The 20,433-nt window shown below is 72.7% G+C and carries 20 protein-coding genes; 11 read left to right on the forward strand and 9 right to left on the reverse strand.

Features of this window, described 5'->3' with window-relative positions; genetic code table 11:
• Position 1 precedes the first annotated feature (1 nt).
• A complete protein-coding gene (locus tag IOD16_RS39635) occupies positions 2 to 1,195 on the forward strand; it encodes an amidohydrolase (RefSeq protein ID WP_201438372.1) in 1,194 nt (397 codons plus the stop codon).
• A gap of 169 nt (positions 1,196 to 1,364) precedes the next feature.
• Here IOD16_RS39635 and IOD16_RS39640 read toward each other — a convergent pair whose 3' ends face one another.
• Positions 1,365 to 2,507 (reverse strand): acyl-CoA dehydrogenase family protein, encoded by a 1,143-nt coding sequence (locus tag IOD16_RS39640; RefSeq protein ID WP_201438373.1) that lies wholly within the window; start codon positions 2,505 to 2,507, stop codon positions 1,365 to 1,367.
• Between the two features lie 88 nt (positions 2,508 to 2,595).
• Here IOD16_RS39640 and IOD16_RS39645 point away from each other — a divergent pair, with 88 nt between their 5' ends.
• The 3 genes from IOD16_RS39645 (at position 2,596) to IOD16_RS39655 (ending at position 5,709) form a co-directional block, all read left to right on the forward strand.
• Positions 2,596 to 3,192, forward strand: coding sequence for a TetR/AcrR family transcriptional regulator (locus IOD16_RS39645; RefSeq protein ID WP_123748158.1), 597 nt, complete (start codon positions 2,596 to 2,598; stop codon positions 3,190 to 3,192).
• Complete coding sequence (locus IOD16_RS39650; RefSeq protein WP_201438374.1) at positions 3,189 to 4,127, forward strand: carbohydrate kinase family protein; 939 nt, start codon at positions 3,189 to 3,191, stop codon at positions 4,125 to 4,127. Before IOD16_RS39645 ends, IOD16_RS39650 begins: the two co-directional genes overlap by 4 nt.
• 268 nt (positions 4,128 to 4,395) lie before the next feature.
• Entirely contained in the window at positions 4,396 to 5,709 is a 1,314-nt protein-coding gene (locus IOD16_RS39655; RefSeq protein WP_201438375.1) for a citrate synthase, read from the forward strand.
• Positions 5,710 to 5,785: 76 nt separating this feature from the next.
• On the opposite strand, the gene IOD16_RS39660 is transcribed toward IOD16_RS39655, so the two are convergent.
• Together IOD16_RS39660 and IOD16_RS39665 are read right to left on the reverse strand one after the other, a co-directional pair.
• Positions 5,786 to 6,736 (reverse strand): hypothetical protein, encoded by a 951-nt coding sequence (locus IOD16_RS39660; RefSeq protein ID WP_201438376.1) that lies wholly within the window; start codon positions 6,734 to 6,736, stop codon positions 5,786 to 5,788.
• Between the two features lie 4 nt (positions 6,737 to 6,740).
• Positions 6,741 to 7,319, reverse strand: coding sequence for a PadR family transcriptional regulator (locus IOD16_RS39665; protein WP_201438377.1), 579 nt, complete (start codon positions 7,317 to 7,319; stop codon positions 6,741 to 6,743).
• 81 nt (positions 7,320 to 7,400) lie between these two features.
• On the opposite strand from IOD16_RS39665, the gene IOD16_RS39670 reads away from it, so the two are divergent.
• Positions 7,401 to 8,672, forward strand: a complete 1,272-nt coding sequence (locus IOD16_RS39670) for a cryptochrome/photolyase family protein (protein WP_201438378.1) — start codon at positions 7,401 to 7,403, stop codon at positions 8,670 to 8,672.
• Between the two features lie 40 nt (positions 8,673 to 8,712).
• On the opposite strand, the gene IOD16_RS39675 is transcribed toward IOD16_RS39670, so the two are convergent.
• Genes IOD16_RS39675 through IOD16_RS39685 form a run of 3 tightly spaced genes read right to left on the reverse strand, consistent with a single transcriptional unit; the run spans position 8,713 to position 11,096 of the window.
• The gene (locus IOD16_RS39675; RefSeq protein ID WP_201438379.1) at positions 8,713 to 9,900 is read right to left on the reverse strand and encodes an ABC transporter permease; all 1,188 of its coding nucleotides are present in this window, start codon (positions 9,898 to 9,900) and stop codon (positions 8,713 to 8,715) included.
• Positions 9,897 to 10,808: an ABC transporter ATP-binding protein gene (locus IOD16_RS39680; RefSeq protein WP_201438380.1), complete on the reverse strand. Its 912-nt coding sequence runs from the start codon at positions 10,806 to 10,808 to the stop codon at positions 9,897 to 9,899. The genes IOD16_RS39675 and IOD16_RS39680 overlap by 4 nt, the downstream gene beginning before the upstream one ends.
• A 30-nt stretch (positions 10,809 to 10,838) precedes the next feature.
• A complete protein-coding gene (locus tag IOD16_RS39685; protein ID WP_201438381.1) occupies positions 10,839 to 11,096 on the reverse strand; it encodes a helix-turn-helix transcriptional regulator in 258 nt (85 codons plus the stop codon).
• Positions 11,097 to 11,292: 196 nt separating this feature from the next.
• On the opposite strand from IOD16_RS39685, the gene IOD16_RS39690 reads away from it, so the two are divergent.
• The 3 genes from IOD16_RS39690 to IOD16_RS39700 are packed head-to-tail and all read left to right on the forward strand — an operon-like array spanning position 11,293 to position 13,732.
• Positions 11,293 to 11,736 (forward strand): YbaB/EbfC family nucleoid-associated protein, encoded by a 444-nt coding sequence (locus IOD16_RS39690; protein WP_123748157.1) that lies wholly within the window; start codon positions 11,293 to 11,295, stop codon positions 11,734 to 11,736.
• Between the two features lie 11 nt (positions 11,737 to 11,747).
• On the forward strand, positions 11,748 to 12,062 hold the full coding sequence (locus IOD16_RS39695) for a type VII secretion target (protein ID WP_123744303.1): 315 nt from the start codon (positions 11,748 to 11,750) through the stop codon (positions 12,060 to 12,062).
• Positions 12,059 to 13,732: a WXG100 family type VII secretion target gene (locus IOD16_RS39700; protein WP_201438382.1), complete on the forward strand. Its 1,674-nt coding sequence runs from the start codon at positions 12,059 to 12,061 to the stop codon at positions 13,730 to 13,732. Before IOD16_RS39695 ends, IOD16_RS39700 begins: the two co-directional genes overlap by 4 nt.
• 122 nt (positions 13,733 to 13,854) lie before the next feature.
• Here the strand turns inward: IOD16_RS39700 and IOD16_RS39705 are convergent, their stop codons facing one another.
• Together IOD16_RS39705 and IOD16_RS39710 are read right to left on the reverse strand one after the other, a co-directional pair.
• Positions 13,855 to 15,297 (reverse strand): glycerol-3-phosphate dehydrogenase/oxidase, encoded by a 1,443-nt coding sequence (locus IOD16_RS39705; RefSeq protein WP_236594650.1) that lies wholly within the window; start codon positions 15,295 to 15,297, stop codon positions 13,855 to 13,857.
• Positions 15,294 to 15,860: a TetR/AcrR family transcriptional regulator gene (locus IOD16_RS39710; protein ID WP_123744302.1), complete on the reverse strand. Its 567-nt coding sequence runs from the start codon at positions 15,858 to 15,860 to the stop codon at positions 15,294 to 15,296. Before IOD16_RS39710 ends, IOD16_RS39705 begins: the two co-directional genes overlap by 4 nt.
• A 16-nt stretch (positions 15,861 to 15,876) precedes the next feature.
• Between IOD16_RS39710 and IOD16_RS39715 the strand changes: the two genes are divergently transcribed.
• Genes IOD16_RS39715 through IOD16_RS39725 form a run of 3 tightly spaced genes read left to right on the forward strand, consistent with a single transcriptional unit; the run spans position 15,877 to position 19,347 of the window.
• Positions 15,877 to 17,514 (forward strand): FAD-binding oxidoreductase, encoded by a 1,638-nt coding sequence (locus tag IOD16_RS39715; protein WP_201438383.1) that lies wholly within the window; start codon positions 15,877 to 15,879, stop codon positions 17,512 to 17,514.
• A complete protein-coding gene (locus tag IOD16_RS39720; RefSeq protein ID WP_201438384.1) occupies positions 17,504 to 18,700 on the forward strand; it encodes an amidohydrolase in 1,197 nt (398 codons plus the stop codon). Before IOD16_RS39715 ends, IOD16_RS39720 begins: the two co-directional genes overlap by 11 nt.
• A gap of 35 nt (positions 18,701 to 18,735) precedes the next feature.
• A complete protein-coding gene (locus IOD16_RS39725; RefSeq protein WP_201438385.1) occupies positions 18,736 to 19,347 on the forward strand; it encodes a hypothetical protein in 612 nt (203 codons plus the stop codon).
• A 74-nt stretch (positions 19,348 to 19,421) separates the two neighbouring features.
• On the opposite strand, the gene IOD16_RS39730 is transcribed toward IOD16_RS39725, so the two are convergent.
• On the reverse strand, positions 19,422 to 20,429 hold the full coding sequence (locus IOD16_RS39730; protein WP_201438386.1) for an NADP-dependent oxidoreductase: 1,008 nt from the start codon (positions 20,427 to 20,429) through the stop codon (positions 19,422 to 19,424).
• Positions 20,430 to 20,433 lie beyond the last annotated feature (4 nt).

Raw genomic sequence — 20,433 nt, forward strand, 5'->3', positions numbered from 1 at the left:
TATGAACGTCGCCATCACGGGTGGGTACGTCGTCCCGGTCGCCGGAGAGCCGATCGAGGGCGGCACGGTCCTGATCCAGGACGGGAAGATCGTCGCGGTCGGCCCGGACGTCGAGGTGCCGGACGGCGTCCCGGTCGTGGACGCGGCGGGGAACTGGGTGCTGCCCGGCTTCGTGGAGGCCCACGGCCACCTCGGCGTGCACGAGGAGGGCGAGGGCTGGGCCGGGCAGGACACCAACGAGATGACCGACCCCAACGGCGCCCGGCTGCGCGCGCTGGACGCGATCAACGCCGCCGACCAGGGCTTCGCCGACGCCCTGTCCGGCGGCGTCACCACCGCGGTGGTCAAACCGGGGTCCGGCAACGTGATCGGCGGCCAGACCGTGGCCGTCAAGTGCTGGGGCCGCACGGCCGACGAGATGCTCGTGCGCAACCCCGTCAGCGTGAAGAGCGCGCTGGGCGAGAACCCGAAGCGGGTGTACGGGGAGCAGAAGAAGCTGCCGTCCACGCGCCAGGGCGTGGCGGCGGTGATCCGCGACGCGTTCACCAAGGCGCAGGACTACGTGGCCAAGCGGGACGAGGCCGACGGGGCGTTCGAGCGGAACACCACGTCCGAGGTGCTGGCGCGGGTGCTGTCGGGCGAGCTGCCGTGGTGCCAGCACTGCCACCGCGCCGACGACATCGCGACGGCGTTGCGACTGGCGGACGAGTTCGGCTACCGGCTCATCGTCAACCACGGCACCGAAGGTCACCTGATCGCGGACGTGCTGGCGGAGCGTGGGATCCCGGTGATCATCGGGCCGCTGTTCACGTCGCGCTCGAAGGTCGAGGTCCGCAACCGGTCGTTGCGCAACCCGGGCATCCTGGCGCGTGCGGGCGTGCAGATCGCGATCACCACGGACCACCCGGTCGTGCCGATCCACTTCCTCGTGCACCAGGTCACGTTGGCCGTCAAGGAAGGCCTCGACCCGAAGGTCGGGCTGGAGTCGATCACCGTCAACCCGGCCCGCATCATGGGCCTGGACGACCGCGTGGGCTCCCTGCGGCCGGGCCTCGACGGCGACGTCGTGATCTGGTCGGGCGACCCGCTGGACGTGATGAGCCGGGCCCTGCAGGTCTACGTGGAAGGCCGCGAGGTCTACCGCTACTCCGACGGCGAGGAAATCGTCACCAACCCCTTCTACACAGAACCCTGACCCCCGAGAGTCCAACCTCCAGGCCGCGTGAGTCGTACGTTCAGGCACCCCGAATTCAACGCTCATGCCTAACGGTGTGTGGGCTCAGCGTTGAATTCAGGTGCTCTGAACGTACGACTCACGCGCCGTGAAGGTAGGACTCTCGGGGCGTGAAGGTACGACTCTCGGGTCAGGAGCGGAGGGAGCGGCCGATGACGAGGCGTTGGATCTGGTTGGTGCCCTCGAAGATCTGGAGCACCTTGGCCTCGCGCATGTAGCGCTCCACCGGGAAGTCGCGGGTGTAGCCGGCGCCGCCCAGCACCTGCACGGCGTCCGTGGTCACCTTCATCGCCGTGTCGGTGCACACCAGCTTCGCGATGGCGGCCTGGCGGCGGAACGGGAGGCCGCGGTCGCGGCGGCGGGCCGCCTCCAGGTAGGTGGCACGGGCGGACTCCACGGCGGCGGCCATGTCGGCGAGCATGAACTCCAAGCCCTGGAAGTCGATGATCGCCCGGCCGAACTGGGTGCGCTGCTTCGCGTACGCGACGGCCTCGTCCAGCGCCGCCTGCGCCAGACCCACGCCGCACGCGGCGATGCCGAGGCGGCCGGAGTCCAAAGCGGACAGTGCGATCTTCAGGCCGTCGCCCTCGGCCCCGATCAGGCGGTCCGCGTCGAGCCGCACCCCGGAGAACGACAGCTGCGCGGTGATCGAACCCGTCAGGCCCATCTTGCGCTCCGGCTTCGCGGCGACCAGCCCCTCGGCCCGGCCGGGCGCGAAGAAGCAGCTGACGCCCTTGCCGCCGTCGTCGGACGTGCGCGCCATCAACGTGTAGAAGTCGGCCACGCCGGCGTGCGTGATCCACGCCTTGGCGCCGTTCACGGTGTAGTGGTCGCCGTCCCGCACGGCACGCGTCGACAACGCGCCCGCGTCGGAACCGGCGTGCGCCTCCGACAACGCGTAACCGCCGAGCAGGTCACCCGCCAGCACGTCGGGCAGCCAGCGCGCCCGCTGCTCCTCGCTGCCGAACGTCGCCAGCGCGTAGCTGGACATGATGTGCACCGACAGCCCGACGCCGACCGACATCCACGCCGACGCGACCTCCTCCAGCGCCTGCAGGTACACCTCGTACGGCTGCTCGCCCCCGCCGAACCGCTCCGGGTACGGCAGCCCGAGCAGCCCGGTCTTGCCGAGCAGCAGGAACGCCTCGCGCGGGAACCGCGAGTGCTCCTCCGCCTCGGCGGCGTGCGGCGCGAGCTCGTCGCGCGCGATCTCGCGGACCAGGGCGAGCAGGTCCTCGGCCTCGGTGGTGGGCAGCAGGCGCTCGGCGGGCATCGTCGACCTCCGGATCGCGGGTACTGTCGGCAGTACTGTGGGACGTACTCCAGTACTGTAACCCGGCACTGTGACAGAGTTGCCGCTCATGACCTCGATCGTGCGCCGACCGCTGACGCCCAGACAGGTGGAACTGCTGGGCAGGCTGGAAGCGCTCGTGCTCGCCGAGGGTTTCGCGCACTTCACGCTGGACGACCTCGCGGCCCGCCTGCACTGCTCCAAGTCCACGCTCTACGCGCTGGCCGCGAGCAAGGAGCAGCTGGCGGTCAAGGTGGTCGGCCGCTACTTCAAGGGCGCGGCCGAGCGGATCGAGCAGCGCATCGCCGACGTGGAGGACGTGCGCGCCCGCGTGGGCACCTACCTGGCGGGCGCGGCCGAGGAGCTGCGGCGGGCGTCGGCCCAGTTCATCACGGACGTGTCCGCGTTCGCGCCCACGCGCAGCACCTACGAGCGCAACGCCCGCGCCGCCGCCGAGCGCATCCGGGAGTTCATCCAGGAGGGTGTCCGCGACGGGGTGTTCCGGGACGTGCATGCGACCCTGATCGCGGAGATGGCCGGTCTGCTCATCGAGGGCATCCAGACCGGTGTGCTGCCCCGGCGCGCGGGGGTATCGGACGCCGAGGCGTTCACCGCGCTGGGTGAACTGCTGCTGGACGGGTTGCGGAGAGAACGGAGCCAGTCGTGATCGTCGTTGCAGGTGAGGCGCTGGTCGACCTGGTGCCCACGCCCGGGGGCGACCTCGCGCCGCGGTTGGGCGGCGGGCCGTACAACGTGGCCGTGGCCGCCGGTCGCCTCGAAGCGCCGGTGAGCTTCCTGTCGCGGGTGTCGACCGACCTGTTCGGCGACCGGCTGGTCGAGCGGCTGCACGCCTCGACCGTGCGCACCGACCTGGTCCAGCGCGGCGGCCAGCCGACGACGCTGGCCGTGGTCGGGCTGGCCGACGACGGCTCGGCGCGCTACTCGTTCTACGTCGAGGGCACGGCGGACCGCCAGGTGACCGATCCGGGGCCGCTGCCCGCCGGCACGAAGGCGGTGTCCTTCGGCACGCTGTCGATGGTGCTGGAGCCGGGCGCGAGCACCTACGAGCGGGTGCTGTGGCGCGAGGCCGAGCGCGGCGCGCTCACCGTGCTCGACCCGAACATCCGCGCGGGCCTCATCCACGACCCGGTGGCCTACCGCGACCGCTACGACTCGTGGCTGCCGCACGTCGGCCTGCTGAAGGTGTCCGTCGAGGACGCGCGGTGGCTGGCCGACCTTCCAGAGGACGCGCCCGAGGACGACGTGCTGGAGGTCGTGCGCGACTGGCAGGGCGCGGGCCCGGCCGCCGTCGTGCTCACGCGGGGCGGCGACGGGCTGGCCGTGCTGACCGCCGCCGGCGACGTGATCCGCGTCCCACCCACGCCCGTGGACGTGGTCGACACCATCGGCGCGGGCGACACCGTGCAGGGCGCGCTGCTCGCCTGGCTGCACGAGCACGACGCGCTGTCCGTCGAGGCTGTCCGGGGTCTGGACGCCGCCGGGTGGGGTCGGGCGCTGGCCTACGCGGGCGCCGCGGCGGCCATCACGTGCTCCAGGGCGGGCGCCGAGCCGCCCTTCAAACGAGAGCTGGAGATGACCTAGCTCTCACCCCTCGTGAGATGGAGAAACAGCCCTGAAGGGCTACCGTGGTGGATGCACGCTAGCCACCCATGCATCCGGATGTGATGCCGGTCCCATCTCACAGAATCGGTTCACACCGCGGCTGTGTGGAGGGTCGTCCTCTGACTAGCGTGGGAGAACTGACAGGACCCCAACGGGGTGGTGCTGCGGTGCGGGGCGATCCCACGCCCGCGCGCATGCGTGCGAGACCCGCATGAGCCACCCCGCCCTAGCGTGAGAGGGACTCTGCATGCCCGACGCGACGACTGCGCCGAACGACACCCGTACCGTCGCGCTGCGCCATCCGGGCGGAGAGCACGAGATGAAGGTAGTGCCGGCCACCGAGGGTGCGCCCGGTATCGACCTCGGGAAGCTCCTGGCCACAACAGGTCTGGTCACACTGGACAGCGGGTTCGTCAACACCGCGTCCTGCTCCTCCGAGATCACCTACATCGACGGTGACGCCGGCATCCTGCGCTACCGCGGCTACCCGATCGAGCAGCTCGCCGCGAAGTCGAACTTCATCGAGGTCAGCTACCTGCTGATCTACGGGGAGCTGCCGACCCAGGCCCAGCTGGAGGAGTTCTCCTCCAAGATCAACCGGCACACGCTGCTGCACGAGGACCTGAAGCGGTTCTTCGACGGCTTCCCGCGTGACGCCCACCCCATGCCCGTGCTGTCCTCGGCGGTGTCCGCGCTGTCGACGTTCTACCAGGACAGCCTCAGCCCCTTCGACGCCAACCAGGTCGAGATCTCCACGATCCGCCTGCTGGCCAAGGTGCCCACCATCGCGGCGTACGCCTACAAGAAGTCCGTGGGCCAGCCGTTCCTGTACCCGGACAACTCCCTGGGTCTGGTGGACAACTTCCTGCGCATGACGTTCGGCTTCCCGGCCGAGCCGTACGACGTCGACCCCGACCTGGTGCGCGCGCTGGACCTGCTGTTCGTGCTGCACGCCGACCACGAGCAGAACTGCTCCACGTCGACCGTGCGCCTGGTCGGCTCGTCCGAGGCGAACCTGTTCGCGTCGATCTCGGCCGGCATCAACGCGCTGTTCGGCCCGCTGCACGGCGGCGCGAACTCCGCGGTGCTGGAGATGCTGGAGAAGATCCGGCGCGAGGGCGGTGACGTCGCCTCGTTCGTGAAGAAGGTCAAGAACAAGGAGGACGGCGTCCGCCTGATGGGCTTCGGCCACCGGGTCTACAAGAACTACGACCCGCGCGCCGCGATCATCAAGAAGACGGCCGACGAGATCCTCGGCAAGCTCGGCGCGTCCGACGAGCTGCTGGACATCGCGAAGGCGCTCGAGGAGACCGCGCTCGCCGACGACTACTTCGTCGAGCGGAAGCTGTACCCGAACGTCGACTTCTACACCGGCCTGATCTACCGCGCGATGGGCTTCCCGACGAAGTTCTTCACCGTGCTGTTCGCCCTCGGCCGGCTGCCCGGCTGGATCGCGCACTGGCGCGAGATGATCAACGACCCGGCCACCAAGATCGGCCGCCCGCGGCAGGTCTACACCGGTGCGCCGGAGCGCGCCTTCGTGCCGCTCGACCAGCGCTGACCGCGGTTCCCACCACGCGCACGGCGAAGGCCCGCACCGATGTCCGGTGCGGGCCTTTCCCGTTGCGGCGCAACGGTCAGCCGCCCAGCTCGGCGATCAACGCGCGGTAGGCCCCGAACGCGGGCTTCGGGGTGTAGTCGTCGGTCGTGAGGCCGAAGTTGTGGAACAGCCCGGGATTCGCGCTGTCGGCGTCGCGCAGCGCGAAGTGCGTGTAGCCGGTGATGCCCAGGCGGTCGGCGTTCTCGGCGACGACGCGGACCACCGCCTGCACCACCTCCGCCTGCCGGCGGGGCGACCGGTCCGGTCCGGTGGGCCACCCGTGCTCGGTGATGTGCAGCGGCACGTGCCCGAGACCGGCGGCGCGCAGGAGTTCGCGGTGGTGGGACAGGAGTCCCGCCACGCCCTCCGCCAGGTCTCCCGCCACCGGGCGGAACACGTCGGGGAAGAAGTCGAGGCCCACGTAGTCGAGCGCGTCCGCGAACGCCGGGGCGCCGGCGGTCAGGTCGGTGAGGAACGACGCCGCCGGGCCGAACAGCGGTGTGGTGTTGAAGCCGACCGCCAGGTCGTGGCCCAGTTCGCGGGCGCGGGACTTGGCCGCGACCACCCCGGCGGTGATCGCGTCGCGGACGCGCGGGTAGTGGCCGTCCAGCACCGGGTTGTCGGTCACGTTCGGCTCCTCGGTCACCTGGAGCATCGCGGTGACCGCGCCGTGCCGCTCGACCAGCGCGCGCACGAAGTCGCAGTAGCCGGCCACGTCGCCGGTCGCCGACTGGTACTGCGCCACCAGGTCCAGCCGCCGGCCGCGCACCGCGTACCGGGCGGCGTCGGCGGGCGTGGTCGGGGTTGCCCCGTTGTCCTCGAACGCGTTGTCCTTGAACGCGGTGTACGCGCGCACGACGAACGGGCCGCCCGGGCCCTGCAACTCGTCCAGCAGGGCGGAGATGCGCTCGGGCGAGTCGGGCGCGCCGGTGGCCAGGCCGCCCGCGTCGTCACCGGTCGCGCCGCCGGGGTAGATGCCGAAGAGCATCGGGTCAGTCCTCTCGGAGGGGCCAGATCAGGGAGCCGGCGCGGATGTCGTCCACCACCGCGTCGATCCAGGCGAGCTCGGCGCGGGCCTGGCCCAGCGCGTACTCGGCCTCGATGACGTGCAGCCGGGGCACGCCGCCCGCCAGCACCTCGGCCAGGCCGCGCTCGTCGGCGGCGATGCGGGCGGACAGCCGCTGCCCGCGTTCGGTCAGGGCCTCGACGGCGCCGATCGGGCCGAGCGCGCCGAGGTAGGCGACCGCGCCGAGGAACTGGGTGAACTCGCGCTGAGGCGTGCGGATCTGGCTGTCCAGGCGCCGCACCAGCTCGTCGTGCCCGGCGTCGGTGAGGGCGTACACGGTCCGTTCCGGGCGGTTGCCGGTGCGCTCGGTGCCCTGCGGCGCGACCCACCCGGCCGTCACCAGGGCCTCGACGACGTCGTACAGCGTGCCCCGGTTGATCGCGGCGGCCCGGTCGCCGCCGCGCGCCCGCAGGGCGGTGAGCATCTGGTACGGGTGCGCGGGGTGCTCCAGCAGGAGGCCCAGCACCGCCAGCACCACCGGGTTGTCGAGCGCGCGTCGTGGCATGGTCGAAATCTATCAGTCGAAATCGACTATCGCGAATGGACTGGTCATGCGGGGTGACCGGCGCGCTCTTAGGGTCGATCCGTGGACTCCTCGACCGTGGTGTGGTTCCGGCGCGACCTGCGGACCGCCGACCACCCCGCGCTCCTCGCGGCGGCCGGCCGGGCGTCACGCGCGCTCGCGCTGTTCGTGCTCGACCCCGTGCTGCTGAAGGCCTCCGGCGGGCCCAGGGTCGAGTTCCTGCACCGGTGCCTGCGGTCCCTGGACGCCGAGCTCGACGGGCGGCTCGTCGTGGTCGAGGGCGACCCGGTGGAGGTCGTGCCGAGGGTGGCCGCCGAGGTCGGCGCGTCGTCCGTGCACGTCTCCGCCGACTCCGGCCCGTACGGGCGCGCGCGGGACGCGGCGGTCGGGGAACGGGTCGAGCTGGTGCGCGCGGGATCGCCGTACGCGGTCACGCCGGGGCGGGTCACCAAGGCCGACGGCACGCCGTACCGGGTGTTCACGCCGTTCCTGAAGGCCTGGCTGGACCACGGGGTGCGCCCGCCCGCCGAGACCGACGCGTCGTCGGTGGACTGGATCCGGTCGGACCTCGGGCGCGCGCTGCCGCCGGGGGAGGCGCTGCCGGACGTCCGGGCGCTGTGGGAGGCGTTCCGCGACGAGAAGCTGCCCGACTACGCCACCCGCCGCGACCGGCCCGACCTGGACGGCACCAGCAGGTTCTCCGCGTTCCTCAAGTGGGGCGTGGTGCACCCCCGGACGCTGCTCGCCGACCTCGGGCCCGGCGCGGGCGCGAAGGCGTACCGCACCGAGCTGGTCTGGCGCGACTTCTACGCCGACGTGCTGTGGCACCGGCCGGACTCCGCGCGCCGCAACTACAACCGCGCGTTCGACCGGATGCCGCTGGACGACGACCGCGCCCGGTTCGAGGCGTGGTGCGAGGGCCGCACCGGCTACCCGTTCGTGGACGCCGGGATGCGCCAGCTGCGGCAGGAGGGCTGGATGCACAACCGCGTCCGCATGGTCGTGGCGAGCTTCCTCGTCAAGGACCTGCACCTGCCGTGGTGGTGGGGCGCGCGGCACTTCATGCGCCACCTGGTGGACGGCGACCTCGCGTCCAACCAGCACGGCTGGCAGTGGGCGGCCGGCACCGGCACGGACGCGGCGCCGTACTTCCGCGTGTTCAACCCCGTCACGCAGGGCGAGAAGTTCGACCCGGACGGGAACTACGTGCGCCGGTACGTGCCCGAGCTCCGCGACGTGCCGGGCAAGGAGGTGCACCGGCCGCGCGACCCGATCGTGGACCACGCGCACGAGCGCCAGGAAGCGCTCGCGCGCTACGCAGCCGTCAAGGGTTGAGCTGTCGGGCGGACGCCGTCGAGGGGTCGGCGTTCGCCGGTCAGCGCAGCACGTCCCGCAGCCGCACGCGCGCGCCCGTGCGCAGGACGGCGTTGGAGTACACCTTGCCGCCCAGCCACGTGATCGCCGCGATCGCGGCCAGCGCGAGCACGATCGCCAGCAGCACCTGCCACGTCGGCGCGACGCCCATCGCCATCCGGCCCGGCATCAGGATCGGCGCGAACGGCGGCAGCAGCGACAGCACCGTCACCGTCGTCCCGCCCGGGTCGGTGAGCATGAAGTTGATGCCGAGCAGGAACGCCACCACGATCGACATGCTGATCGGCATCAGCACCGCCTGGAGCTCCTCCTGGCGCGACACCAGCGACGCCGCGGCGGCGAAGACGGTGGCGTACAGGAAGAAGCCGAGCACGTACCACAGCAGACCGGTGGCCAGCGCGCCGCCGGCCACGCCCGCCACGTCGATCACCCCCGTCAGCGACGCCAGCGCCAGCCCCAGGCCGCCGATCACGAGCAGCTGGAGCAGCCCCACCGCGCCGAGCCCGATCACCTTGCCCAGCAGCAGCTGCCACGGCCGCAGCGTCGCCAGCAGCAGCTCCACCACCCGGCTGGACTTCTCCTCCACCACGCCCTGCGCGACCATCGCCCCGTAGACCAGCAGCGAGTAGTACAGCAGCCCGGCGATCACCAGGCCGATGGCCAGCCGCTGGCCGCTCTGCGGGTCCTCCGGCTCCAGCGCCACCACCTCGACGCCCGCGCGTTCGACGTCGCGCGCCACCTCGGCCGGGTCGACGCCCGCCTCGGCCAGGTTCGCGTCCAGGACCTGCTGCTTGACCAGCAGGTCGAGCGAGTTGCGCAGCGAGTTGCCCAGCGAGTCCTTCACCACCACGCGCAGGTCGTCCGACGCGCCGGTGATCAGCGCGTCCACGTCGCCCGAGCGCACCTGCTCCTCGGCCGCCGCCACGTCGGTCACGTCGACGGTCTCCACCTCGCGGCCGAACGACCGGGCGGTCTGCTCCAACGGCTCCGCGAGCGCGGTGGCCTGGCCGCTCAGCGCGACCCGGTCGCGGCCGGCGTCGTCGAACAGCAGGACCTGGAGCAGCACGTACCCCGCCATCAGGGCGATGATCACCAGGGTGCCCCACACGAACGACTTCGTGCGCACCTTGCCCAGGAACTCCCGGCGCGAGACCAGGAACACCGCCCGTCCGGGGGTGAGGCTGCTCATGCGGCGGACTCCTCGGTCACCACGCTGCGGAACAACTCGGTCAGCGACGGCCGCTGCCGGGCGAACTCGTGCACCGGACCCGTGTCCAGGGCGGCGCGCAGCACGGCCTGGTCGTCCACGTCGGACGTGACCTCCAGGACCGTGCGGCCGGTCGACGTGTGCGCCGACCGCACGCCCGGCAGGTGGTCGGCCCACCCCGGCGGGGCCAGCGGGGCGTCCACCACCAGTTTCGACTCGCCGCCGGCGCGCAGCTCGGCCACCGGGCCGGACGCCACGAGCGTGCCGCTGCGCACGATGCCGACCCGGTCGCACAACCGCTCCACCAGGTCCAGCTGGTGGCTGGAGAACACCACCGGCACGCCGCTCGCCGCCTTCTCGCGCAGCACGTGGCTCATCACGTCCACCGCGACCGGGTCGAGGCCGGAGAACGGCTCGTCCAGCACCAGCACGTCCGGCTCGTGCACCAGCGCCGCGGCCAGCTGCACGCGTTGCTGGTTGCCGAGGCTGAGCTTCTGCACCTCGTCGTCACGGCGGTCGCGAAGGCCGAGGCGGGCGATCCACTCGTCGGCGGAGCGGTGCGCGGCGTTGGTCGACAGGCCGTGCAGCTCGGCCAGGTAGACGAGCTGGTCGAGCACCTTCATCTTCGGGTAGAGGCCGCGCTCCTCGGGCATGTAGCCGATCCGGCGGCGGGTCTCGAAGGTGATCGGCTCGCCGTTCCACCGCACCTCGCCCGAGTCGGCGGCCAGCACGCCGAGCGCGATGCGCATCGCGGTCGTCTTGCCCGCGCCGTTGCTGCCGACGAAGCCGTACAGCTCGCCCGCCCGCACGTCGAAGGTCATCCCGTCGAGCGCGACGACCTCCCCGTAGCGCTTGGAGACCCGGTCGACCTCCAGCACTCCCTTTGCCACGTGCCCTCCTCCTGTCGTGACGGGTCGTGCCTAGCCGTAGACCTGCGTGGACAGCGGTTCGAACGGCGTGCGGCTGAACACCGCCTCGACCGGCAGGCCGAACACGTCGCAGATCCGCAGCGCCAGGTCGAGGCTCGGGTAGTGGTCGCCCCGCTCCAGCGCCCCGATCGTCTGGGGGTTGACCCCGACCGCCGCGGCCAACCCCGCCCTGGTCATACCGCGTTCGACCCGAAGCACCCCGATCCGGTTGTGGATGGGTTGCCCAGGGCCTCGGCGCACCGGACTCATGCTACGAAGTGTTGCGAAAACCCAACAGAACGGCAAGTAAACAATTCACAGAATAGGCCGAACGGCGGTATCCGCCGGGGTACGTGCCCGAGAAATCACGTTTCGGTGAAACGATACGTCGCCGGGAACCGAATCGAGGGTCGACGGGTCGAATTGCGCAGTAGGGCCGCAAGCCCCGTGGCCGTGAGGGGTGAACATGGAGCCGGACCAGTGGCTCGCGCAGTACGGAGAGAAGATCGAGCAGGCCAAGCGGAACGCCGCGCAGGCCGAGACGCAGCTCGGTGGCGTCGGCGGCAGCGCGACGTCCCCGGACGGCCTGGTCACGGTCACCGTCAACGCCTCGGGCGCGTTGACCGACCTGATCCTGCGCCCGCAGCTGCGCGGCGAGGACCCCGAGCGGATCTCCGGCGCGATCATGACCGCGGTCGCGCAGGCGCAGCGCGCGGCGGCGGGCAAGGTCGTCGAGATCATGACGGAGTTCGTCGGCGACAGCCCCGCGCTGGAGTTCGTGAAGGCGAAGATGCCCAACGGCTATTCGGGTGACGGCACGGACGCCGTGGAACCGGAGCCCGAGTTGCAGCGTCGAGACACCAGGCCCGACGACGACTACTTCACCAACCCACCCGATGTCATGGCCTGAGCAGGGGGTAGATGACCATGTTCGACTCGTTCAACGTGAACCCGGAGGAGATCCGGGCCCACGCTGGCACGGTCGACCAGTTGACGCAGCGGATGCTCTCGGCCACCAACACCGCTGACCCGTCGCTGTCGACCGACGCCTTCGGCGTGTTCGGTTCGTTCCTGGCGCAGTTCCTGCTCAAGACGGCCGGCTCGTCGCAGGACATCCTCGGTCAGGCCGCGGAGACCGTCGCCGACATGTGCCAGGGCCTCAAGGAGGTCGCGGACCTCTACGAGAACGTCGACCTCGACAACGCGTTCGGCTTCACCGGAAAGGCACGGGGATGAGCGGGCAAGCCACCACCTCCCAGGGTCGTGACCCGTCGCACCTGATCAGCGACGTGCAGGGCACCGTCGCGGCGGTCGAGCGCGGCGACTGGGTCCAGGCCGGTCTCGGCATGGCGAACACCGCCATGGGCATCGTCGGCATGGCCAGCAACCCGTTGTCGGGCTTCTTGTCCGCCGGGTTCAGCTGGGCCATCCAGCACGTCGACTTCCTGCGCGAGCCGTTCGACGCGCTGCTCGGCAACCCGCAGGCCATCCAGAAGATGTCCGACAGCTGGGCGTCCGCGGCCAAGCAGATCGAGGGCATCGTCGCCGACTACCGCCGCACGTCGGTGGAGGAGACCCGGACCTGGCGCGGCCGTTCCGCCGACGGGTACCGGGCGGCGAGCAAGAGGCACGCGGCCGGGCTGGAGACGCTGTCCAAGGCCACCCAGGGCATCTCGCGCGCGGCCAAGGGCGCGGGCGAGCTGGTGGCGACCGTGCGCAAGACCATCATGGACCTGATCAGCCAGGCCGTGTCCGACATGGTCATGAAGATCATCCAGTGGCTGGCGGCGTCGTTCCTGACCTTCGGCGCGGCCATCGGCGCGGCGATCGCGGACATCGTGCAGATGGCGTGCAACTACGCCAAGAAGCTCGCCGACTTCCTGCAGAAGCTCGGCAACTCGCTCAAGAAGCTGATCGACCTGATCAAGTCGGTCGCGCAGATCGCCCAGACCGCCAAGCAGATCCTGCAGGCGATCACCGCGATGACGTCGTCCAACAAGGGCGGCGGCGGTGGCGGCTCGGGGCCGCGGCTGTCGCAGGGCGGGCTCGGCCTCGACGAGCGCCGGCTCGCCGACATGGACCGGGGCGCGAACGAGCGGTACACGAACAACCCCGGCGGCGGCGGTGGCGGCGGCGGGTCGACCATCCCGTCCGGCGGCACCAACCCGATCGGTCCCGTGGTGAGCCGTCCGCCGACGGTCGGTGTGGGCTACGGGCCGGGCATCGACGGCGCGACCGACCCGAGCCGCGCCTACCCGGGTGGTCCGGGCGGTCCCGTGGTCAGCCGTCCGCCCTCGGTGGGCACCGGCGGCGGCTCGGGCGGTTCCGGCTCCGGCGGTTCCGGCGGGTCCGGCAGCGGTGGCCACTGGGAGCCGGGTCGGTGGGTGCCGGACGGTTCCGGCTCGACCGCGGGCCGGGTGCCCACGCCGCCTTCGCTGAGCGGCACGACGTACGCGACGGGCAACGCGCCCTCCGTGCCGACCGTGCCGCCGATCCGGCCGGTGTCGGCTGACCTGCCCACCGCCGGTGGCGGTGCCGGCGGAGGCGCCGGTGGCGGCTTCGGCGGTGGCGGCGGCGGTTTCGCCGGCGGTGGCGGTGGTGGCGGCTTCGCGGGTGGCGCCGGTGGCGGTGGCGCCGGCGGGTCCACGCTCCAGGCCGGCGGCTCGTCCGGCGTGCTCGGCCAGGCCGGTGGCCCGGCGGGCGGCGGCGCGGGTGGCGCCGGTGCGCCGGGCGCGGGCGGCGGACGTCCCGGTGGCGTCGGCGGCGCGGGCATGATGGGCGCGCCGATGATGGGCGCCCCGGGCCAGGGCGGCGACGGCAAGGACCACCAGCGCAAGGTGCGGCTGGAGGGCGAGCCCCTGATCGAGGAGCCGCCGAAGGCCGCGAAGCCGATCATCGGCGAGTGACCTGAACACCCGAAGGGGGACCTCCGCCAGGAGGTCCCCCTTCGCGTGTCCTACCTCCAGAACGCGTGAGTCCTACGTTCGGAACGCGTGAGTCCTACGTTCAGGCACCCCGAGTTGAACGCTCAGGTCGCCGTCAGGGCGGCCAGCTCCTCGGCCACCTCGGCGGTGACGGCCGGTTCGGCGGCGGCGCGCTCGGCGGGCACCAGGCCGACCCGGGTGCGGCGGTCCAGCACGTCGTCGGCGGTCAGGGCGCCTTCGTGGCGGACGGCCCAGGCGACCTCGCCGATCTCGGCGACCCGCGGCGCCTCCGCGCCGTAACGAGCCGCCAGGTGCGACGGGCCGGTGACCGGTCCCGCGCCCACCAGGGGGATCCGCGCGGTCCGGCAGCGGTTCGCGGTGAGGCCGGTGGCGTCCACGGCGTCGGCGGCCATGCGGCGGTAGGTGGTGAGCTTGCCGCCGACGACCGTGGTCACGCCGTCGCCCGTCAGCACGGCGTGCCGGCGGGAGAGGTCGGCGCTCGGGCCGTCGCCGGTGTCGAGCAGGGGGCGCAGCCCGGCGAACGCGCCCAGCACGTCGGCGGGGGTGAGCTCGCGCTCCAGCACCGACGACGCGACCCGCAGCAGGAAGTCCACGTCGGACCGCGGCACGGTGGGCACGTCCGGGATCGGGCCGTCCACCGGCTCGTCGGTCAGGCCCACGTACACCCGCCCGTCACGCTGGGGCAGCACGAGCGCGAAGCGGTTGCGGGCGCCCGGGACGGGCACGGTCAGCGCCGTGCTCGACAGGCCGACGGTGGCCGCGGACAGCACGAGGTGCGAGCCCCGGGACGGGCGGAGCTCGACGCCCGGCACGAGCTCGCCCGCCCACACCCCGGCGGCGTTGACCACCGCACGCGCCCGGACGTGCAGTGACGCGCCGGTGAGCGTGTCGACCACGTGCGCGCCGCGGCCGGTGAGCCCGGTGGCGCGGGCGCGGGTGACGATCCGGGCGCCGAACCCGGCGGCGGTCCGGGCCAGGGCCACGACCAGGCGGGCGTCGTCGACCACCTGGCCGTCGAAGCTGAGCAGCCCGCCGCGCAGCCCGGCCCGGCGCAGACCGGGGGCCAACGCCATCGCCTCGACGGCCGGCACGTGGCGGGGGCCCGGCAGCACGCGCGACGGCGTGCGGGCCATGCGGCGTAGCACGTCACCCGCGCGCAGGCCGGCCATCACGACCGGGTCGTGCGCCTTGCCGTGCAGCGGCACGAGCTGCGGCAGCGCCCGCACCAGGTGCGGGGCGGTCCGGGTCATCAGGATGCCCCGCTCCACCGCGCTCTCGTACGCCAGCCCGACTTCGCCCTGGGCCAGGTAGCGCAGTCCGCCGTGGACCAGCTTGCTCGACCAGCGCGACGTGCCGAACGCCAGGTCGTGCGCCTCCACCAGGCCCACCGACAGCCCGCGTGACGCCGCGTCCAGCGCGACGCCGGCGCCGGTCACGCCACCGCCGACCACGAGCAGGTCGACGGTCGCGGACGCCAGGTGGTCGAGGTCGGCGCGGCGGCGGGCGGCGTTCAGGGAGGTGGTCACGACAGCGCCGCGTCCAGGTAGGCGGCCAGCTCGGTCAGCAGTTCCTCGAAGTCGAGGTCGGTGGTGGCCGGCCGGATCGAGAGCACCAGCGACTGCGCGGTCAGCAGCACGAGCCGGGCTTGGGCGGCGGTGGAGCCCGGCCGGATGGAGCCGTCGGCGTGGCCTTCCTCGATGCGCCCGGTCAGGAACGCCTCGACGAGCCGCTGCGTGCTCCCCAGCCGCCGCACGAGGTAAGGCAGCATCAGCTCGGCGTCCAGGTCGAGCACCCGCCGCATCACCGGGTCGGCGGCCAGCAGCCGGATGCCCGCGATGGCCTGCGCCACGAGCCGCTGCCTGGCGTGCTCGCCGGTCACCTCGACGCGCTGGAGCAGCGCGGTGAACTCCCTGGTCATGAGAGCCCTGACGAGCGTGCCGACGTCCGGGAACCGGCGGTAGAGGGTCATCCGGCTCACGCCGGCGCGTTTGGCGATGTCCGTCAGCGTGGTGCGGCGGACCCCGACCTCGACCACGCAGTCGCGGGCCGCGTCGAGGAGCGCGTCATCACTGTGACGTTGAGACGTCATGTGTCACACTGTAGCGGTGACCGAGCACATCGACCACACCCTCCGGGGCAGGTGGACCACGACCGCGGGCCCGCTACCGCCGCACGCGCTGAAGTGGCTGCGGGAGCGGACCGGGCTGGGTGACGTCCGCACGCCGGCCCGCGCGCCGGTGGCGCCCGAGTCCGCGCTGGGCGACGCGGCGCGGACGGCGCTGGGCGAGGTGGTCGGCCCCGGCTACGTGCGGGTGGACCCCGACTCGCGCCTCGGCCGGGCCGGCGGGCTGTCCTACGTGGACCTGCTGCGGCAGCGCGGCGACGGCGAGCCGGCCGTGCCCGACGCCGTGGTGCTCCCCGCCTCGCCCGAGCAGGTCGTCGAGGTGCTGGAGGTCTGCGTCGAGCACGACGTGGCGGTGGTGCCGTTCGGCGGCGGCACGTCCGTGGTCGGCGGGGTGAACGCCCTGCGCGGGGACAAGGCGGCGGTGGTCGCGCTCGACCTGAGCCGGCTGGACAAGCTGGTCGAGGTCGACCCGGTGTCCCGGCTGGCCGTGCTCCAGGCGGGCCTGCCGGCGCCGAAGGCCGAACGGCTGCTGGCCGCGCACGGGCTGACCATCGGGCACGTGCCGCAGTCCTACGAGCGGGCCACCATCGGCGGGTTCGCCGCGACCAGGTCGGCCGGTCAGGCGTCCGCCGGCTACGGCCGGTTCGAGGACATGGTGGAGGGCGTGCGGCTGGCCACGCCGGTGGGCGAGTGGCGGTTGGGCGGCGCGCCCGCGTCGGCCGCCGGGCCGGACCTGAAGCAGTTGGTGGTGGGCAGCGAAGGCGCCTTCGGCGTGATCACGGAGGTCGCCCTGCGGGTGCGGCGCCGGCCGGAGGTCGAGCGGTACGAGGGTTTCGTGGTCGACGGCTGGGAGCGCGGCTCGGCCCTCGTGCGGGAGGTGGCGCAGCGGCGCGTGCCGGCGGACGTGACCCGGCTGTCCGATGTGGACGAAACCGAGGTGTCGCTGGCGCTGGGCGGCGGGTGGAAGGTCAACGCGCTCAAGGGTTACCTGAAGGCGCGGGGCGTGCGGGAACCGTGCCTGCTCGTCCTCGGCTGGCACGGCGCCTCGAAGCGCGAGGTGGCGAGGCGGCGGGCGGAGACCCTGCGCGGGGTCGAGGCGCTGTCCCTGGGCAAGGCGCTCGGCGAGGCGTGGCGGCACGGGCGGTTCAACGGACCCCGTCAGCGGGACGCGCTGATGGAGGTCGGCGTGTGCGTGGAGACGTTGGAGACGGCCACGCACTGGTCGAAGGTGTCGGACCTGCGCGCGGCGGTGCGGGAGGCGCTGGTCGACGCGCTGGGCCGGTGCGTGGTCATGTGCCACATCTCGCACGTCTACGAGACCGGCGCGTCGCTGTACTTCACCGTGCTGGCGGCCCGGGACGCCGCCGACCCGATCGGTCAGTGGCAGGTCGCCAAGGCCGCCGCGAGCGAGGCCATCACCGGCCTCGGCACGATCAGCCACCACCACGCGGTGGGCGCCGACCACGCGCCGTACCTGGAAGCCGAGATCGGCCGGCTGGGGCTGGACGTGCTGGCGTCGGTCAAGCGGACGCTCGACCCGACCGGCGTGCTCAACCCGGGCAAGCTCCTCGCTGGCGACATCGGTGCCGCGGGGCTAGCGTCGCCTGGTGACCGGTGACCTGCTGATCCGTTCCGTGCGGCCCTGGCCGAACGCCCCGGGCACGCCCCCGGTCGACGTGCTCTGCGAGGACGGGCGCGTCGCGGCGTTCGGCCCCGACGTCGACCCGCCGCCCGGCGTGGCGGTGGTCGACGGGCGGGGCGGCGTGCTGCTGCCCGCGTTCACCGACGCCCACGCGCACCTCGACTCCACCCGGCTGGGGCTGCCGTTCCGCCCGCACAGCGCGGACGAGGGGCTGGCCGGGTTGATCGACAACGACCGGCGCCACTGGCGGTCCGCCGAGGCGTCCGTGGCCGAGCGCGCCACCCACACGCTCGGGCGGACGATCGCGTCTGGCGCGACGCACGTGCGCAGCCACGCGCAGGTGGACGTCGACTCGGGCCTGGATAAGCTGGAAGGCGTGCTCGCGGCCCGGGAGGCGCACGCCGGGCGGGCGCACGTCGAGGTGGTGGCGTTCCCGCAGTGCGGCATCCTGCGCGAGAAGGGGACCGCCGAGCTGCTGGACGCGGCGCTGCGGGCCGGCGCGGACCTGGTCGGCGGGCTCGACCCGGCGGGCTACGACCGGGACCCGGTGCGGCACCTGGACGTCGTGTTCGGGTTGGCCGAGAAGCACCAGCGCGGGGTGGACGTGCACCTGCACGACGCCGGGGCGTTGGGCGCGTTCCAGGTGGAGCTGATCTGCGAGCGGGTGAGCGCGCTCGGCATGCGGGGGAAGGTGACGATCAGCCACGCGTTCGCGCTGTCCGGTGTGGACGACTCGCGGCGGACGGAGCTGGTGGAGCTGCTGGCCGAGCACGACGTCGCGGTGACGACCGTCGCGCCGGGTGTGCGGGAACCGCTGCCGCTGCGGCAGTTGCGGTGGGCGGGGGTGCGGCTCGGGCTGGGGCAGGACGGGATCCGGGACTACTGGTCGCCCTACGGCAACGGCGACATGCTGGACCGGACGTGGCAGTTGGCCTACCGCAACGGGTTCCGGCGCGACGAGCTGGTCGAGATGTGCGTGGACATCGCCACCCGGGGCGGCGCGGCGGTGATGGGGAAGGCCCTGGGGCTCACCGAGGGCTCGCCGGCGGAGCTGGTGGTCGTGCCCGGTGACACGGTGACGGCGGCCGTGATGGACCGCGCGCCGCGCACGGTGGTCGTGCACGAGGGGCGCGTGGTGGCCGCCGACGGCGAGGTCGTCTGACCGGGGCTGTCGGTGGTCGTCCGTAGCCTGCGCGGATGGACGTCGACATGTGGGACGGCTTGGCCGCCACCGAGCTGGTCGAGGTGAAGCGGCGCGCGGCGATCGTCGCCGAGATCGCCGAGGTGACGCCGGTGGTGGTGGACGGCGCGGAGCGGTTCGCCTGGCACGACTCCGGCGGGCAGTCGGCCGTCTGGTACTTCACGCCGGAGGGGCGCGCGCTGCTGCTGACGTTCGACCACGAGTCGGAGCTGAACCTGCACGGGAGGGGCGGTTACGCGGTCCAGGAGTCGCTCTACCGGGGCGTGCCCGAGGAGCTCGTGCGCCTGGTGCGCGACCGCCCGGAGAACTACGAGTCGCTGAACCTCGTCGACGAGGTGACCGGGGCCGCGATCCACCACGCCGGCGGGGTGTTCTGGTTCGACGGAGGGCAGTGGCGGGAGGCCGAGGGGCTCTTGGCGCACTGCGCGCGGGAGGGCTTGGAGCCGATGGTCGAGTCGGGCTTCGGGTACTGCACCGAGGCCTACCTGTTCGGGCTGGAGTTCACCCCGGAGACGGTGGTCGGGAGCCGGGCCGAGTGGTACGACGACGAGGCCGAGCGGGCCGCCGCGCTGCGCGAGATCGGGGAGGTCTTCGCCCGGCACGGCTGACGGTCCGGCAGGGCTGGGGTCGGGCACGCCGGCGACGGTCGCGCATCGCCGGCGGCGCCCGACCACCGACCGTCCTACAGGGTCACGAGGGCCTTGCCGACGTTCTCGCCGCGCAGCATGCCGATGAACGCCGCCGGCGCCCGGTCGATGCCCTCGGTCACGGTCTCCTGGTAGCGCAGCTCGCCCGAGGCGATCCAGCCGCCGACCTCGCGCACGAACTGCTCGCGCAGGTGCTCGTGGTCCTTGACCAGGAACCCGCGCAGGGTCAGGCGCTTGCCCACGGCCAGGCCGAGGTTGCGCGGCCCGGTGGGGGTGCTGGTGTTGTAGTTCGCGATCGAGCCGCACAGGGCGATGCGGCCGAACGTGGTGGCCGAGTCGATCGCCGCCTCCAGGTGCTCGCCGCCGACGTTGTCGAAGTACACGTCGATGCCGTCCGGCGCGGCCCGGTGCAGCAGCTCGCCGACGGGGCCGTCCTTGTAGTTGAACGCCGCGTCGAAGCCCAGCTCGTCCACCAGGTACTTCACCTTCGCGTCGCTGCCCGCGCTGCCGATCACGCGCGCGGCACCGCGCAGCCGGGCCACCTGGCCCGCGACCTGGCCGACCGCGCCCGCGGCGCCGGAGACGAACACCACGTCGCCCTCCTTGAACGAGGCGACGTCCAGCAGGCCCGCGTACGCGGTCATGCCGGGCATGCCGAGCACGCCCAGGTAGGCGCCGACGGGCGCGGTCCGCGGGTCGACCTTGGTCGCCTCCGCGGCGTCCACCGCGCTGTACTCGCGCCAGCCCAGGCCGTGCAGCACCGTGTCGCCCACCTCGAACCCGGGCGCCTCGGACGCCACGACCTCGCCCACCGCGCCGCCGGTCAGGGCCTCGCCGATCCCGTACGGCGCCACGTACGACTTGCCGAGGCCCATCCGGCCGCGCATGTACGGGTCCACGCTCATCACGAGGTTGCGGACCAGCAACCGCCCCTCGGCGATCTCCGGCAGCGGCACTTCGACCAGGTCGAAGTTCTCCGGGGTGGGGAAGCCTTCGGGGCGGGAGGCGAGGTGGACCTCGCGCGCGGTGCTCGGCAACGTCATAACG

Source organism: Saccharothrix sp. 6-C (assembly GCF_016695385.1).
Lineage (GTDB): Bacteria > Actinomycetota > Actinomycetes > Mycobacteriales > Pseudonocardiaceae > Actinosynnema > Actinosynnema texasense.

What these genes read in the sequence shown, in the direction of transcription:
- IOD16_RS39640 (WP_201438373.1), bottom strand. Translation starts at nt 2,507, where the DNA reads ATGCCCGCCGAGCGCCTGCTGCCCACCACCGAGGCCGAGGACCTGCTC.
- IOD16_RS39665 (WP_201438377.1), bottom strand. Translation starts at nt 7,319, where the DNA reads ATGCCACGACGCGCGCTCGACAACCCGGTGGTGCTGGCGGTGCTGGGC.
- IOD16_RS39700 (WP_201438382.1), top strand. Translation starts at nt 12,059, where the DNA reads ATGAGCGGGCAAGCCACCACCTCCCAGGGTCGTGACCCGTCGCACCTG.
- IOD16_RS39655 (WP_201438375.1), top strand. Translation starts at nt 4,396, where the DNA reads ATGCCCGACGCGACGACTGCGCCGAACGACACCCGTACCGTCGCGCTG.
- IOD16_RS39685 (WP_201438381.1), bottom strand. Translation starts at nt 11,096, where the DNA reads ATGAGTCCGGTGCGCCGAGGCCCTGGGCAACCCATCCACAACCGGATC.
- IOD16_RS39725 (WP_201438385.1), top strand. Translation starts at nt 18,736, where the DNA reads ATGGACGTCGACATGTGGGACGGCTTGGCCGCCACCGAGCTGGTCGAG.
- IOD16_RS39730 (WP_201438386.1), bottom strand. Translation starts at nt 20,429, where the DNA reads ATGACGTTGCCGAGCACCGCGCGCGAGGTCCACCTCGCCTCCCGCCCC.
- IOD16_RS39695 (WP_123744303.1), top strand. Translation starts at nt 11,748, where the DNA reads ATGACCATGTTCGACTCGTTCAACGTGAACCCGGAGGAGATCCGGGCC.
- IOD16_RS39645 (WP_123748158.1), top strand. Translation starts at nt 2,596, where the DNA reads ATGACCTCGATCGTGCGCCGACCGCTGACGCCCAGACAGGTGGAACTG.
- IOD16_RS39690 (WP_123748157.1), top strand. Translation starts at nt 11,293, where the DNA reads ATGGAGCCGGACCAGTGGCTCGCGCAGTACGGAGAGAAGATCGAGCAG.
- IOD16_RS39660 (WP_201438376.1), bottom strand. Translation starts at nt 6,736, where the DNA reads ATGCTCTTCGGCATCTACCCCGGCGGCGCGACCGGTGACGACGCGGGC.
- IOD16_RS39635 (WP_201438372.1), top strand. Translation starts at nt 2, where the DNA reads ATGAACGTCGCCATCACGGGTGGGTACGTCGTCCCGGTCGCCGGAGAG.
- IOD16_RS39710 (WP_123744302.1), bottom strand. Translation starts at nt 15,860, where the DNA reads ATGACGTCTCAACGTCACAGTGATGACGCGCTCCTCGACGCGGCCCGC.
- IOD16_RS39675 (WP_201438379.1), bottom strand. Translation starts at nt 9,900, where the DNA reads ATGAGCAGCCTCACCCCCGGACGGGCGGTGTTCCTGGTCTCGCGCCGG.